We start from the raw sequence: 14,886 nt of genomic DNA on the forward strand, positions 1-14,886 counted from the left end.
GCAGTACATTGGGGAATGAAATCAGCCATACTCTATGCATCGCTGCTGATCTGCACTACAGCTTTTGCACAAAAAGACTCTGACGAAACCACCATCAGAAACCTGCTGAATGCTCAAACCAAAGCCTGGAATCAGGGCGACCTAACCAATTTCATGAAAGGCTATTGGGAAAGCGATAGTCTCATGTTTATTGGTAAGTCGGGACTTACCTATGGCTGGCAACAGACCCTGAATAATTATAAAAAAGGCTATCCCGATACTGCAGCCATGGGCAAGCTCAGCTTTGACATCAAAAAAGTGCAGCGCCTGTCGGCTGATCATTTTTTTGTGGTGGGCAAATGGATGCTCACAAGAAGTATCGGTAACCTGAGTGGACACTATACCCTTATTCTGAAAAAGATAAAAGGACAGTGGTTTATTGTGGCAGACCACAGCAGTTGATGTAATGTTTTCATGAAATCAACTACCAATCTTGTACAAAATTGACTGAACTATGATACTCATGATTTTGGGCATTCTGTTGCTGGTTGTAGCAGGCGCCATTTCAAAGACAAGGGAAGAATTTCGCAAGCTGGCTAATGGGTTGCGGATTGGCTCTTTTATCATCATTATACTTGGCGTACTTACTTCTTGTATCAAACAAATTGATGCAGGTGAAATAGGCGTACAGTCAATGTTTGGTAAAGTAAAAGATGAGATCCTCACCAGCGGCTTAAATCTTGTAAACCCGCTCGTTACAGTGCGTTCTGTTGACATCAGAACACAGAATTATACAATGAGTGGTGTACATGATGAAGGCAATCAGTCTGGGGATGACGCTATTCGTGTACTCACTTCTGATGGTTTGGAAGTAGTGATAGACCTAACGGTTCTTTATCGTGTTACCGGCTCCGAAGCACCAAGAATTGTACGTGAAACAGGTCTTGATTATAAAGACAAAATTGTACGCCCCCTAACGAGAACCAAAATTCGCGATAACGCAGTGTACTATACCGCCATTGATTTGTATTCAAACAAGCGCGACCAGTTTCAAACACGTATTTTCAAAAGTATTGAAGAAGACTTCAAAAAACGTGGCTTAATTCTGGAGCAATTGCTGGTAAGAAATATTACCCTTCCAGAAAACGTGAAGAAGTCCATCGAAGAAAAAATCAAGGCAGAACAAGAAGCACAGAAAATGGAATTCGTTCTGCAAAAAGAGAAGCAGGAAGCAGAACGTAAGCGCGTGGAAGCGCAAGGTATTGCCGACTATCAGCGCATCATCAATACCGGCTTAACCGATAAGCAGATTGAATATGAACAAATCAAGGCTTTAAAAGAAATCGCAACTTCTCAAAACGCAAAAGTTTTGATCATGGGCAATAGCAAAACACCTGTGATTATTGACAGTAAGTCAAATAAATAAACCTGATTCAAACTTCTGTGAATAGTCCGCTTTTGGCGGACTATTTTATTTATGGGTAGGTCTTGAACACATAGCGGCGCATCAGGTAATTAAAATAAACATGCCCGAAGAAAACACCTACTACTGAAAACAAAATATCGAGATAATCAAATGTTCTACCAAAGATGGGTATCAATTGCAAGTACTCATTAATGATGACCAGCAGCAATCCAAAACTGCAAGTAAAATTTAAATCATGTTTAGTCTCTAAACGAAAGAAGCGCTGAAAAAACCAGCAGGCACCAAAGGGGAGCAAAAATGAACCCAGTAAGTTGGGTGCAATTCCAAAAACCGGTTTCCAAAATGTAGGAATATGCACAAATGGCCTGATGATGAACTTCACAGTCCAGATCAGTAACGTACCTAAAACAACAATATTTCTGGCTTTAAATTTCAATGGATGCATGCAGCCGGCTTTACTTGATGAAAATAGGCCTTTCGATTGGTTTGCACCTACCGCGAGGCGGGTATTTTCGGTTAAACGGGCTGGAAATAAAAATGTTACTCCATATCTCGGTTCAGCGGTTTGCTCCACAAACGGATCACAAACCAGAGATAAGCTCCTAGTGAAAGCAGGAAGAAAACATAGAACCCTATGTGGCCGAGACCAATCTTGCTTTCAGGAAAAGCATACCCAAACATGATACCCCATGTAGAGTTAATGGCCATCCACAAAAGGCCTAATGACATCGTATTGATGATGCGAATAAAATATTGACGTACCCAGGGTTCCAGAAAAAGTATTTAAAGCATTACAATACACCGTACGGAATGTTCATTAATCCATGCTTTGGTTGCTGGCTTTAGCCAATTTCACCAATCTATCGAACTGCGCCGGTGTGAGGTCATTGTAGAAATAATAGACAGGATCAACTGGTACACCATTTCTATGCACTTCATAATGGCAATGCGGGCCCGTACTCTTACCACTATTGCCCACATACCCTATTACCTCGCCTCTTTTCACCCGCTGCCCTACTTTGGCCTTGGTACGCACCATGTGCGCATACAATGTTTCATAGCCATAGCCATGATAAATGACTACGTTAATGCCATAACCACCCGTATTGAAACCAGATTCACGCACTACGCCATCTGCGGTGGCATATATAGGTGTACCAATAGGCGCGGTAAAATCCAAGCCCTTGTGCATTCTGGTATCCTTATACACCGGATCAACACGATAACCGAAGCCGGAAGCAATTCTATTCAGATCACGATTGCTTACTGGTTGAATAGCAGGGATGGCAGCTAAGAGTTTTTCCTTGTTGCGCACCATATCCTCTATCTCTACATAACTCTTGGTTTGGTAAGACACACGCATACTCAGCTCATTCAGCTGTGCAGTCATGCTCTTGACCAATTCTGTTTCACCCATAGACTGCACCAACTTCACCTCTTTCTTCTTCTCAATTTCCTTAACGCGGGCGCTATCAGGTATGGGGTCTGCTTCAAAAATGGAGCGATAGACACTGTTATCACGATTCTCCAACTCATCCATTTGCAATTCCAGTTGTTTGGCACGCTCCATTAAAACCGCATAATTTTCCTTCAGGTCTTCATTTTCCTGCCTCAGCAATTTTTCCTTGGGAGAATCTATGTAGCGGAAAGCAATTAGTACGATGATAATACCTGTAACAATGGAAGCGGCAATAAACCCAAACAACTGCAGCAGGCGCACCCGAAGCGGGGTTTCCAGCTTCTCGAAGCGCATGGAGTGTGGGTTATAATAATATTTGATTCGCCGCATAAGATTCGAGCCAGGTTTACCCCTTGGCCGTAGCTGATTCCTTACCTTTGCGCCACTTTACAGGGGAGGTTCAAAGATAACTGATCCGCCTGCAAAGCATGGATAAAATTGACGCATTACTATGACCAGCAGTGAGATACGCCAGCAGTTTCTGGATTTTTTTGCTTCGAAAGCACACCAGATTGTTCCTTCAGCACCCATCGTGGTAAAGAACGACCCCACCCTGCTTTTTACCAATGCAGGGATGAACCAGTTCAAGGATTATTTTCTTGGCAATAAAGAACCCCAGAGCCGTCGCATTGCCGATACCCAAAAATGTTTGCGGGTAAGTGGTAAGCACAATGATCTGGAAGAAGTAGGTGTAGATACTTACCACCACACCATGTTTGAAATGCTGGGTAACTGGAGCTTTGGCGATTATTTTAAAACAGAAGCGATTGCCTGGAGCTGGGAACTGCTGACTGAAGTATACAAATTGGATAAAGACCGTTTGTACGTAACCATTTTTGAAGGCGATGAGAAAGAAGGTTTGCCCCGTGATACAGAAGCCTTTAATGAATGGAAAAAAGTAATTGCTGAAGACCGCATTCTCTTAGGCAATAAGAAAGATAATTTCTGGGAAATGGGCGATACCGGACCATGCGGACCATGTACAGAAATTCATGTGGATTGTCGCTCCAACGAAGAGCGCGCAGCTGTAGATGGCAAAACACTGGTGAACAATGACCATCCTCAAGTAATTGAAATCTGGAACAATGTATTCATCCAGTTTAACAGATTGAAAGATGGCAGCCTGGAACAATTGCCTGCAAAGCACGTGGATACGGGTATGGGCTTTGAGCGTTTGGCACGTGTGATTCAAGGTAAGCAGAGTAATTACGATACAGATGTGTTTAGCGGCACGATTCACGAAACAGAAAAAATCAGCGGACTCAAATACGAGAATACAGACAGCAAGCGCGATGTAGCTTTCCGCGTAATTGCCGATCATATTCGCGCGATTGCGTTTACGATTGCAGACGGACAGCTGCCTTCCAATACCGGTGCCGGTTATGTGATCAGAAGAATTCTGCGCAGAGCCGTGCGTTACTATTTCTCTTACTTAGATTATAAGCAACCGCTGCTGCACCAGCTCATGCCTTTATTGGCAGAGCAGTTTGCGCAAGTATTCCCTGAGTTGAAACATCAACTGGATTTTGTTAGCAAAGTAGTGAAGGAAGAAGAAGAAGCTTTTCTACGTACGCTTGGTAAAGGCATTGAAAAATTCAACGCATACGCATCGAAACTTAATGCGTTTGTAACTGAAGCAAAAGACTCAAAGGAGAACGAAGGTGTTGCGAAAGAATTGATTGACATGCGTGATAAGTACACAAATGCAATCAATAAGAAAATCATTGCAGGTGATTTCGCATTTGAATTAAATGATACATATGGCTTTCCAATTGACTTGACCAATTTGATGGCCCAGGAAATTGGATGGACAGTTGATATGGCTGGTTATGAAGTAGCATTAAAGCAACAGAAAGACCGTTCACGCGCAGCTACAGCCATTGATACAGACGACTGGGTTGTGGTGAATGATGCAGCAGGTAAGGGTTTTGTAGGATATGAAGATATTTTGGTGCACACCCATGTACAGCGTTACAGAAAAGTAACCGCCAAGGGCAAACAACAATTCCAATTGGTATTGGCAACAACACCATTCTATCCGGAAGGTGGTGGTCAGCAGGGTGATACAGGTATGCTGGATTTTGGTGGCGAGCAGATTGCAGTTACCGATACACGAAAAGAGAACGACCTCATCATTCATTTCGTGAATCAACTGCCTTCCAATATTGATACACCTGTGAAAGCTCAGGTGAATACAGAACAGCGCCTCAACACCATGTATAACCATACGGCTACCCACCTAATGCATGCTGCATTAAGACAGGTATTGGGAAAGCATGTGGCGCAAAAAGGTTCATTGGTGAATGATGCTTACCTGCGTTTCGATTTCTCTCACTTTGCAAAGATGACAGACGAAGAAATTCGCGAAGTTGAAGTGATCGTGAACAACAAGATTCGTGAGAATATTCCGGTTGTGATCAAACAAATGCCGAAGGAAGAAGCCATCAATATGGGCGCTATGGCTTTGTTTGGAGAGAAATATGCAGACACCGTTCGTGTGGTCATCATCGACCCCAATTATTCTATTGAATTGTGTGGTGGAACCCACGTTGGTCATACAGGTATGATTGGATTATTCATCATCCAATCAGAAGCTGCTGTTGCTGCAGGCGTAAGGCGTATTGAAGCTGTAACCGGACCCGCTGCATTCAATTTCCTGCTCACCCAGTTTACGCATGTGAAGGAAATCGGTTCATTACTAAAAGCCAAAGAACCGCTGAAAGCAGTAGAAAAACTTTTGCAGGAGAAAACAGCATTAGAGAAAAAAGTAGAGAAATTAGAAGCACTCCAACTACAAGCAGTACAAAAAGAACTACTGGCCAATATTCAAACCATCAATGGCAAACAATTCTTAGGAGCACAGGTGGAAGTGAGTAGTGCAGACGCATTGAAGAAACTAGCCTATGATCTGAGACTTCAAGCTGATGTGGTGGTGGTGGTAGCCAATATTGCTGAAAAAGCTTCTGTAGCCATCAGCGTATCAGATGCTGCTAGCGCCAATATTGATGCTGGCAAACTCATTAAGGAGAAAGTAGCACCCCTGATAAAGGGTGGCGGTGGCGGACAGAAAACCCTGGCCACAGCAGGCGGACAAGACGGTTCTCAGCTTGCAGCCGTTATCCAAGCCATTCAGGAAACACTTTAAAATATGACCCCGAATCCTCGGGGTTTTATTTTGCCCATTAACCATATTTAACATTTCCGAAGTCTTTCGTATTTGATGAACTCCTTACATTTGATCTACTAAACTCTTCGTATTAAAACCTAGTGTATGAAAAAATATTTGTTTGCAGCCCTCCTCCTAACTGGCTTCAGCGCTATCGCACAAGAAGCAAAAGAGGAAAAGATGAAAGAGAAACCTCTGGTAAAGAAGGAGAAAAAGGTAGTGGTAGAAGTAGATGGAGATAAAGTTACCATCAATGGCAAACCAGCAGAAGAATGGGATGAAAAGGAAATTCGTATCATGAAAGAACGTATTCCCATGATCCGCATGGGCAAGGGCTTTCCTTTTGAAGCTGAGTTGTTGAACGATAAAGTAAATAAAGCTGTGCTAGGTGTGATGAGTGAGAAAGCAGAGAAAGGTGCACGCATTGTAGAAGTAAGTAAGGAAAGTGCAGCTGAGAAAGCAGGCTTGAAGAATGGAGATATCATCACCAAAGTGGGTGATAAAACTGTTGCAGACAGTGATGCTTTGTACGAAGCCATTGGCAAATACAACCCAGGAGATAAAGTAAGCATCAGCTATTTGCGTGATGGCAAAGAGCAAACTGCCAATGCAGTACTTGGCAAACGCAGTCCGGTAATGGAACGCAGATTTAACTTCAACGGAAAAGACTTTGACCTGGATATGGACGGTATCATGGAAAACTTCCGCATGCCGAACGGGATTCCTGAGCCGCGTGTAATCATGGAAGGCAGAATGAATCGCCCAAAAGCTGGTATTCAGATTGAAGACCTAGAAAGTGGAAAGGGTGTTAAAGTATTGGAAGTACAACCGGAAACACCTGCCGCAAAAGCGGGATTAAAAAAGGATGATATCATCACCAAAGTAGGTGATACCGATATCAATTCGGTGGATGATCTGCGCGAAATTCTCCTCAAGACCAAGGAAGGAGACAACCTGAAACTCAGTCTGCAACGTGATGGTAAAAACCAGTCTGCAGAACTGCGCTTCCCGAAAAAATTGAAGAAAGCGACTCTATAAACACATCGTTCTCATGACCAGAAACCCCCGCAGTATTGCGGGGGTTTTGTTTTGTTAGACTAAAATCACGCAGGGTTTGGCCGTTTCGCAATACTTTTGAAAACATGTCCGACACCACTCAGCAATACGAGGCCGTCATAGGTCTGGAAGTGCATGCACAACTAAGCACGCAGACAAAATTGTTTTGTGGTGATACCACCTTATTTGGACAGGAGCCAAATACACAAGTAAGCGCCATCAGTCTCGGACATCCAGGCACACTACCCAAAACCAACGAAGCCGCAGTTCGTTATGCCATCATGATGGGATTGGCTTGCGGATGCAGTATCACAAAGGATAATTATTTCGCCAGAAAGAACTACTTCTACCCCGACCTTCCAAAAGGTTATCAGATATCACAGCACACCACCCCTATTTGCACTGGTGGTACAGTGCAGATTACAACAAGCTTAGGGCAAAGGAGCATTCAGTTAAACCGCATACACTTAGAAGAAGATGCAGGTAAAAGCATTCATGATATTGATCCGGACAATACGCTGATTGATTTAAACCGAGCCGGCACACCACTAATTGAGATAGTAACAGAACCAGATTTGCATACCAGCGAAGAAGCCTATGAATATGTAACAGCTATTCGCAAGTTGGTTAGATGGCTAAACATCTGCGACGGCAATATGGAAGAAGGGAGTTTACGCTGTGATGCGAATATTTCTGTTCGCCCTGCTGGCAGCACAACACTTGGCACCAAGGTGGAAGTAAAAAACCTGAATTCAATTCGCAACCTGAAAAAAGCCATTGATGTTGAAATTGCACGATTGACTGCACTTGTACAAGCAGATGAGCCTGTGATCCAGCAAACACGCAGCTTTGATGCAGATACGGATACCACTTTTGCCATTCGCGATAAGGAAGATGCAAATGATTACCGCTATTTTCCTGATCCGGATCTGGCGCCATTCCAACTCACAGATACATTATTGAATGATATCAAGGCAGCGATGCCTGTATTGCCAAATGACTTACTGCAGCAATTACAAACAAACTATGGCCTAAGTGCTTATGATGCCGCACAAGTAAGTGAGGAGAAAACAGATGCAGATTATTTTCTTGCCGTTGCCGCACACACCAAAGCGTACAAAGCCATTGCCAATTGGATGATGGGGCCTTTAAAGCAATTGCCCAATCAACAAGCACTTACACCGGAAAGATTGGCTGCATTGATTGAATTAGTAGAATCCGGAAAAGTCAATTTCTCTATTGCCGCACAAAAACTATTGCCGCTGCTCTTACAAACAGATGGGCATCCGGAAACGCTTGCTCAAGCGCACCAGCTTATTCAGGTGCAAGACAACCAGCAATTAGATCTTTGGGTGAATCTTGTATTGGAGAAAATGCCGGATAAGGTTACAGAATATAAAAAAGGGAAGAAAGGATTGATTGGTTTATTTGTTGGCGAAGTTAAGAAGCTGAGCAAAGGGCAAGCGGATCCCAAAATGGTGACACAATTATTGGAAGAAAAACTATCCTAATTAATACAAACATCGATACATGAAAAAAACAATGCTGATTGCAGCCGCGGTTCTGGCCATAGCTGGTTGTAAGCAAAGAGAACATGGTTCTTTTGTGGTACAGGGGAAAGTGAGCCACGCACCTGAAGCCTCAAAAGTAATCTTGCAAGAAATCCCTTATGGTGGTGAAAATCCATTGAATATTGATTCTACAACGCTAAAGAAAGATGGCAGTTTTACCCTGCGTGGAATGGCATTGGAAGAGAAAATTTATCGCGTTATCATTGGCAATAGCTCTTTGTTTGTGGTGAATGATGACAATGACATCCGTATTACGCTGGATATGGATCAGTTCAGACAGTACAAAGTAGAAGGGTCTCCTGCATCTGCTGAAATGCATGACTTATTGGACACCTATTCCAGAAAGGACTCTGCACTGTATGTTACCTTTATGCAGCTGGATTCACTGCAGAAGAACAAAGCCAGCGATAGTGTATTGAACATTGTTCGTCAGCAACGCGATCAGCAGATTAATGAGATGAATACGTATGTAAAGGGCTTTATCAATAAATCAAATAGTCCTGCCAACCGCTTTTTCGCTATTGGCAATTTTGCTTTACGCAGCATGCCCATGAACGAATCCAAAGAATTGGCTGAAACTTCTGCTGCAAAATTCAAAGAGCATAGTGGTTTAGCGAAATTGAAAAGCTTATTTGCCGTACAGGCAGCACAACAACCAGCTGCTCATCCGCTGTTGAACAAACAAGCACCTGAAATCAGTATGCCGGATATCACTGGTAACACATTTAACCTAAGCAGTCTTCGTGGTAAATATGTATTAGTAGATTTCTGGGCAAGTTGGTGTAAACCATGTAGAGAGGAAAACCCGAATGTAGTAGCTGCTTACAATCAATTCAAGGATAAGAACTTCACTATTCTGGGTGTATCATTGGATAGTGATAAAGGTTCTTGGGTAAAAGCCATTCAGAAAGACGGACTAACCTGGACGCATATCAGTGATCTGAAGATGTGGGAAACCAGTGTGGTGAATACCTATCAATTTGAGGGCATTCCTTTTAATGTGTTGATTGATCCACAAGGCAAGGTGATTGCAACCAACTTAAGGGGACCAGCTTTAACACAGCAGTTAAGTCAAATTCTGAAGTAATCGAACATCGTACATAAAAAATCCCCCCACAAGCCTGTGGGGGGATTTTTTATTATGCGCTAAATAAGAATTAGCGTACTGTGTACACAAAGGTTTTCCAGTTTTCGCTAACACCAACTTTGTCACCGCCAGTCAAAGTAACACGAAGTGTTCTTGATGCAGGGGGCTTATTAAAGCGGAATTTAACCCATGTTGAGCTACTATTAGCCGCAATTGTAACAGGTGATGGTGAAGTGATTGTATACTCTGAAGACAAAATAGTAGATGCTGCATCCACTGCAAAAGTTACCGTTGTGGCTGTTGTACGCTGAGGTCCTACCAATTGCACCAGAATACTATCTGCCAGTGATCCACCTGTTGGTACAGTTAATGTTCTTGTTAAGGAACCAGTTGCAGGATTTGCAAACTCTACAACATCCGGACCACTGTAAATTGTTTTGGTTAGGTCTTTGGTACAAGCAGTCATAGAGATGACGCCGATAGCCAGCATAACCAGAAAACTATATGAAGATTTTTTCATGATCAATTTTTTTGAAATTAATAACCAGGGTTTTGAGCCATGTTTCTGTTAACATCGATCTCAGCGATAGGGATGTTACAAATCAAACGGAAATCTGTTGTCAGGATAGTAGAACCACCAGACTTTACCACATCTCTGTTTGTTCTCAGCAGATCCCACAAACGATGACCCTCGAAAGCTAGCTCAATTCTTCTTTCTTTCAGAATCTCGTTAATCAAAGCTGCGCCAGTTGGAGCGCCTGCACCAGAAGTTGGGAAAGCGGTAAGCCCTGCTCTCACTCTTGTTTGGTTCAAGTCGCCAATAGCTAAAGCTTCTTTACCTTGTCTTGCACGTGCTTCTGCACGATTCAACAATACTTCTGAAGTACGGAGCAGCATGATATCATCCTGGCCAAGTTGTCTTCCAGAAGATAAAGGCCATTTCATACAATAGAACACGTTCTGACCTGATTTTACCTGAGCAGAGATTAGGCGCTGATAACGAAGATCAGCAGTACCCATATCTGTACGCAGAGAAGCTGTTGCAGTTACGTCTGCATAACCTGGAATAGCAGGCAGGTTTCTGTAATAGATGTACTGAAGACCATCTGTACCAGGGTTACCTTCACCAGTTTGATACTGCAAACCAAAAATGGTTTCAGCGTGATTACTACCCCATGAAGTAAAGTAGGTTGTTGCAGGCGCAATTGAAGCCGCACCACCAAGTAAAACGGAGTCAGCCCAACGTTCTGCCTGAGCCCAGTTGCCACGATATAATTCTGCTCTGCTCAATAAAGCCTGAGCAGCAACACGTCTTACTCGAAATGCAGAACCCGTGTTGGTAAGCAATCCATTGGCATCGGTAAGGTCTTTAACGATAGCATCGTAAGTCTCACCTACTTTAGGTCTTGCAGGATAAGTAATTTGTGTTGCATCAGCCACACCTGCTGTAAGCACAGGCACACCAAGATCGAAACTGGTAGCACCGGTAGCACCTGTTACATTCAGATTGAGGGGATTTCTAGCGAAAATTTTCGCAGCATCAAATAAGCTCAATGCGCGAAGGAATGTTGCTTCACCCTTCCACTGTCTTTTCTCTGCAGCAGTTGCAGTAGAATTATCAACGTTATTGATAACCAAGTTAGCTCTGTTGATCACACCATACAAGGTTGCCCAGATATTGATGTGTGAACCTGGAGCATTATTGGCTTGGTTCAAGAATCTATTGGTGTTATTTGAAGTGATCTCACCATTATCTGCCAATAACTCAGGAATCACAATAATATCACGGCCGTAGTATGCACTACCCTGATAGGTATTGTAGATAGAAGTAAGTGTCGCATTCAATCCCTCACGGGTGGTAAGTGTAGTACCCAGATCCAGCGAGTTTTTAGGTGCAGTATCTAGGGCTTTGCTACAAGCACCGAGACTTAAGATAACAACACCCAGCAGACCTGATACGAATATGTTTTTCTTATTCATATAATTAGCTGTTAAGAATTAGAAAGTAAGGTTTAAGCCCATTGTCATTTGCTTGGCTTGAGGATAAGTACCAAAGTCGTTACCCTGCAATTCAGGATCAAACATGGAGTAATTTGACCATGTTGCCAGATTAAATCCGCTCACATAGAATGAGGCATTTGTTAAGCCAAGTCTATTCAACGTCTTCTTATCCAGATGCATAGTAATGGTTACTTCTTTCAGACGAAGGAAATCACCTCTCTCCCAGAAACGATCAGAGAAGAATGTATAAGAAGAAGAACCAGGCTGTGCAGCACCTGCCCAAGGTCTTGGTACATAAGTCATATCACCAGGTTTCTGCCAACGAAGCATTTGAGAACTCAGCTGATTACGATCGAATGTTGAACCTGCGCGCTGAACAAATGTTGCATCAGAATTCTGAATATAGTTACCACCCTGATACTGGAACTGGAATCTAAGTTCGAAATTCTTGAAAGTAAGTGTATTCGTAAAAGCACCAAACCACAAAGGATCAGAACTCTTATCTAAGTAGTATCTATCACGCAACTGCGGAGTGTAGGTAATATTACCCAATGTATCGTAATACATGGTTCTACCATCAGCAGGGTTTACACCAGCAAACTTATAGGTGAAGATTGAGTTCAATTGACGACCTACAACAATACCGGTACCGATATTATTTTGTCCTTCATTCAACTTAACCACTTTGTTTTTCACGTAAGTAAAGTTGAAGTTGGTTGTCCAACGGAAATTCTTTGTACTGAAGTTTACCGTATTCAAACCAAGTTCAATACCACGGTTTTGCAGTACACCGGTATTTCTGGTGATAGAAGAGAAACCACTACTAGGTGGCAGTGGAAACGCCAACAACAACGATCTTCTGTTAGCTGAGAAATAGTCAATCTCAGCAGTAACTCTTCTATTCAAAATACTGAAATCAATACCGTAGTTGAATGTTTCGTTTTCTTCCCAACCCAAGGCAGCATTACCTAGTTGAGATGGTGCACCACCAGCTAAACCTAGGTATTCACCACTAAGGCCAAATAAAGCACGGCTGGCATAGTTGCCAATACCGGCTTGGTTACCAGTAACACCATAAGAGAAGCGGAGCTTTACATCATTGTTCTCACCAAACTTACCCATGAATTTTTCACGGCTGATTCTCCATGCGGTAGAGATAGAAGGGAAAAGACCAAACTTAGTGTCTTCACCAAAACGAGAAGAACCATCACGACGTACAGTCATATTCACGATATACTTATCATCATAAGTGTATCCTGCTTTAGCGAAAAAGCCCAATAACTTAAAATCACCAAAACCTTCGCTAGGTGACAAAGGTGTAGCCGTTGAACTCAAAGTTTGGAACTGAGGCAAAGGCAGGCCCTGACCAAATGCTGCAAATGAAGTTTGAAGATTATAACGATACTCTGCACCCAATAAACCACTCACAGCATGCTTGGCACCAAAAGTGCGTGCATAATTCAATGTATGGTTTGTTTGGAAATCACGAATCTGTGTAGATGCTTTAGATACACTACCGTTTACGGAAGCACCGGAACCGCGTGGATCAGAGAATTGCTTTTCTTCTGTGTAGTTATAGTTCAGGTTAAAAGTACTTCTCCAACGGAGGTATTTATTGATACTATATGTTGCATTAATACCTCCAACTAAGTTCTTCACGTTTGAGAAGTTCACGTTCAGTGAAGTATAGGTTAAAAAGTTATCCAAGCCACCAAACCACTGACCATTAGCTGCCTGACGGAATGATCCATCAGCATTATAAGGTTTGTTTGTTGGGAAACTCATGAAACCATTACGTACTGGGTTACCGAAACTACCACCATCAAATACACCATTTGATGAATATGATGATAAAGTAAGGCTAGTACCAATAGAGAGTTTATCATTCACTTTGTGGTCCAAGTTAATTCTCAGTGAACCTCGCTGGAAGTCAGAAGCCAATACATGGCCATTCAAGCGGTTGTAACCACCTGAAAGGAAGAAGGTAGTTTTATCGTTACCACCAGAAACAGATAAATCATAATTCTGTACGAAGCCACTGCGGAAAGCAAGGTCTTGCCAATCTGTATTTTCAAGTGGATCAACAATACCATTCTTTACTGTGGCACCAACACCATTCAGGAAAGTAGTAACGTTTGCAGAACCAGCACCAAATCTATTGGCATTGGCCTCATATCCTAGCTGAACAGCTTCTGTTGCAGTTAATACATCCAGCTTCTTAATTACACGGCTAACACCGAAATAAGAGTTGAAGTTGATCTTGCTTTTACCTGCTCTGCCTTTTTTTGTAGTGATGATGACTACACCATTCGCAGCCTGAGCACCATAGATAGATGCAGATGCCGGATCTTTCAATACATCAATTGTTTCAATATCATCTGGATTGATTGCATTTAACAGGTTTGAAGAAACCAAACCTTCAGGACCGTTACCATTACCTAAAGAGTTAGAGTTACCGGTAACAATCTGCACACCATCTACAATATATAATGGTGTGCTACTTGCATTAATAGAACCAACACCACGTACACGTACTGTTACGTTACCACCAGGTACACCGTTGTTGGATACTACTTGCACACCGGCCATTGCACCTTGCATGGCACGTGCAAAGCTACCAACAGGTCTGGCAGCAATTTCTTTACCCTTTACACTTGCTGTTGCTCCAGCGATATCTTTCTTCTTTTTGGTTTCATAACCAACAACAACCACCTCTTCCAGGCTATTGTCAATTGGCTTTAAAGAAATATTGATTACCGGATTTGCACCAATGGCAACATCTTTTGTTTCCATACCAACAGAAGAAATCTGTAGCACTTTGGCAGTTGCTTGAACAACAATTTTGAAATTACCGTCACCGTCGGAAATAGTGCCTGCTTCTGCACCCTTTACTTTAACGGAAGCACCAGAAAGTGGCTTCCCATCGGCATCTGTTACTTTCCCCGTAACAGTCCGATTCTGTGCAAATACCTGTATTGAGGCCAATACAAAGCACAAGAAAATCATTAGGAGTTTTCTCATAAACAGTTTTGTTTTGGTTCTAAATGTAATTAACGAAGACTTAACTAGACAAGAATTGTGACAAAAATGCTTCATGCTATCATATATATTTTATTTTTATTTGTAATCGTTTCAATTTTA

At 42.5% G+C, this 14,886-nt stretch carries 12 protein-coding genes; 6 read left to right on the forward strand and 6 right to left on the reverse strand.

Going from position 1 to position 14,886, the window contains the following annotated elements:
- The first annotated feature begins 15 nt into the window (after positions 1-15).
- On the forward strand, positions 16-441 hold the full coding sequence (locus J0L83_08620; GenBank protein MBN8664622.1) for a DUF4440 domain-containing protein: 426 nt from the start codon (positions 16-18) through the stop codon (positions 439-441).
- 52 nt (positions 442-493) lie between these two features.
- The gene (locus tag J0L83_08625) at positions 494-1,405 is read left to right on the forward strand and encodes a prohibitin family protein (GenBank protein MBN8664623.1); all 912 of its coding nucleotides are present in this window, start codon (positions 494-496) and stop codon (positions 1,403-1,405) included.
- Between the two features lie 49 nt (positions 1,406-1,454).
- Here the strand turns inward: J0L83_08625 and J0L83_08630 are convergent, their stop codons facing one another.
- The 3 genes from J0L83_08630 to J0L83_08640 form a co-directional block, all read right to left on the reverse strand.
- Positions 1,455-1,850 (reverse strand): hypothetical protein, encoded by a 396-nt coding sequence (locus tag J0L83_08630; protein ID MBN8664624.1) that lies wholly within the window; start codon positions 1,848-1,850, stop codon positions 1,455-1,457.
- A gap of 95 nt (positions 1,851-1,945) precedes the next feature.
- A complete protein-coding gene (locus J0L83_08635; protein ID MBN8664625.1) occupies positions 1,946-2,134 on the reverse strand; it encodes a hypothetical protein in 189 nt (62 codons plus the stop codon).
- An 88-nt stretch (positions 2,135-2,222) separates the two neighbouring features.
- Entirely contained in the window at positions 2,223-3,194 is a 972-nt protein-coding gene (locus J0L83_08640) for a peptidoglycan DD-metalloendopeptidase family protein (GenBank protein ID MBN8664626.1), read from the reverse strand.
- 121 nt (positions 3,195-3,315) lie between these two features.
- Between J0L83_08640 and alaS the strand changes: the two genes are divergently transcribed.
- From alaS to J0L83_08660, 4 genes are all read left to right on the forward strand, one after another.
- A complete protein-coding gene (gene alaS, locus J0L83_08645) occupies positions 3,316-6,009 on the forward strand; it encodes an alanine--tRNA ligase (protein MBN8664627.1) in 2,694 nt (897 codons plus the stop codon).
- A 126-nt stretch (positions 6,010-6,135) separates the two neighbouring features.
- Positions 6,136-7,068: a PDZ domain-containing protein gene (locus tag J0L83_08650; GenBank protein MBN8664628.1), complete on the forward strand. Its 933-nt coding sequence runs from the start codon at positions 6,136-6,138 to the stop codon at positions 7,066-7,068.
- Between the two features lie 104 nt (positions 7,069-7,172).
- The gene (gatB, locus tag J0L83_08655; protein ID MBN8664629.1) at positions 7,173-8,597 is read left to right on the forward strand and encodes an Asp-tRNA(Asn)/Glu-tRNA(Gln) amidotransferase subunit GatB; all 1,425 of its coding nucleotides are present in this window, start codon (positions 7,173-7,175) and stop codon (positions 8,595-8,597) included.
- A 322-nt stretch (positions 8,598-8,919) separates the two neighbouring features.
- Positions 8,920-9,744, forward strand: coding sequence for a TlpA family protein disulfide reductase (locus J0L83_08660; protein ID MBN8664630.1), 825 nt, complete (start codon positions 8,920-8,922; stop codon positions 9,742-9,744).
- Positions 9,745-9,814: 70 nt separating this feature from the next.
- Here J0L83_08660 and J0L83_08665 read toward each other — a convergent pair whose 3' ends face one another.
- Genes J0L83_08665 through J0L83_08675 form a run of 3 tightly spaced genes read right to left on the reverse strand, consistent with a single transcriptional unit; the run spans position 9,815 to position 14,766 of the window.
- Positions 9,815-10,264, reverse strand: a complete 450-nt coding sequence (locus J0L83_08665) for a hypothetical protein (GenBank protein ID MBN8664631.1) — start codon at positions 10,262-10,264, stop codon at positions 9,815-9,817.
- A gap of 17 nt (positions 10,265-10,281) precedes the next feature.
- Positions 10,282-11,724, reverse strand: coding sequence for a RagB/SusD family nutrient uptake outer membrane protein (locus J0L83_08670; GenBank protein MBN8664632.1), 1,443 nt, complete (start codon positions 11,722-11,724; stop codon positions 10,282-10,284).
- Between the two features lie 18 nt (positions 11,725-11,742).
- Positions 11,743-14,766, reverse strand: a complete 3,024-nt coding sequence (locus tag J0L83_08675) for a TonB-dependent receptor (protein MBN8664633.1) — start codon at positions 14,764-14,766, stop codon at positions 11,743-11,745.
- Positions 14,767-14,886: the final 120 nt, after the last annotated feature.

It is taken from the genome of Chitinophagales bacterium, from assembly GCA_017303835.1.
Lineage (GTDB): Bacteria > Bacteroidota > Bacteroidia > Chitinophagales > Chitinophagaceae > JAFLBI01.

Excerpts from the sequence above, each read along its gene's own strand:
- J0L83_08635 (MBN8664625.1), bottom strand. The coding sequence starts at position 2,134 with ATGTCATTAGGCCTTTTGTGGATGGCCATTAACTCTACATGGGGTATC.
- J0L83_08625 (MBN8664623.1), top strand. The coding sequence starts at position 494 with ATGATACTCATGATTTTGGGCATTCTGTTGCTGGTTGTAGCAGGCGCC.
- J0L83_08620 (MBN8664622.1), top strand. The coding sequence starts at position 16 with ATGAAATCAGCCATACTCTATGCATCGCTGCTGATCTGCACTACAGCT.
- alaS (MBN8664627.1), top strand. The coding sequence starts at position 3,316 with ATGACCAGCAGTGAGATACGCCAGCAGTTTCTGGATTTTTTTGCTTCG.
- gatB (MBN8664629.1), top strand. The coding sequence starts at position 7,173 with ATGTCCGACACCACTCAGCAATACGAGGCCGTCATAGGTCTGGAAGTG.
- J0L83_08660 (MBN8664630.1), top strand. The coding sequence starts at position 8,920 with ATGGATCAGTTCAGACAGTACAAAGTAGAAGGGTCTCCTGCATCTGCT.
- J0L83_08665 (MBN8664631.1), bottom strand. The coding sequence starts at position 10,264 with ATGAAAAAATCTTCATATAGTTTTCTGGTTATGCTGGCTATCGGCGTC.
- J0L83_08630 (MBN8664624.1), bottom strand. The coding sequence starts at position 1,850 with ATGCATCCATTGAAATTTAAAGCCAGAAATATTGTTGTTTTAGGTACG.
- J0L83_08675 (MBN8664633.1), bottom strand. The coding sequence starts at position 14,766 with ATGAGAAAACTCCTAATGATTTTCTTGTGCTTTGTATTGGCCTCAATA.
- J0L83_08670 (MBN8664632.1), bottom strand. The coding sequence starts at position 11,724 with ATGAATAAGAAAAACATATTCGTATCAGGTCTGCTGGGTGTTGTTATC.
- J0L83_08640 (MBN8664626.1), bottom strand. The coding sequence starts at position 3,194 with ATGCGGCGAATCAAATATTATTATAACCCACACTCCATGCGCTTCGAG.
- J0L83_08650 (MBN8664628.1), top strand. The coding sequence starts at position 6,136 with ATGAAAAAATATTTGTTTGCAGCCCTCCTCCTAACTGGCTTCAGCGCT.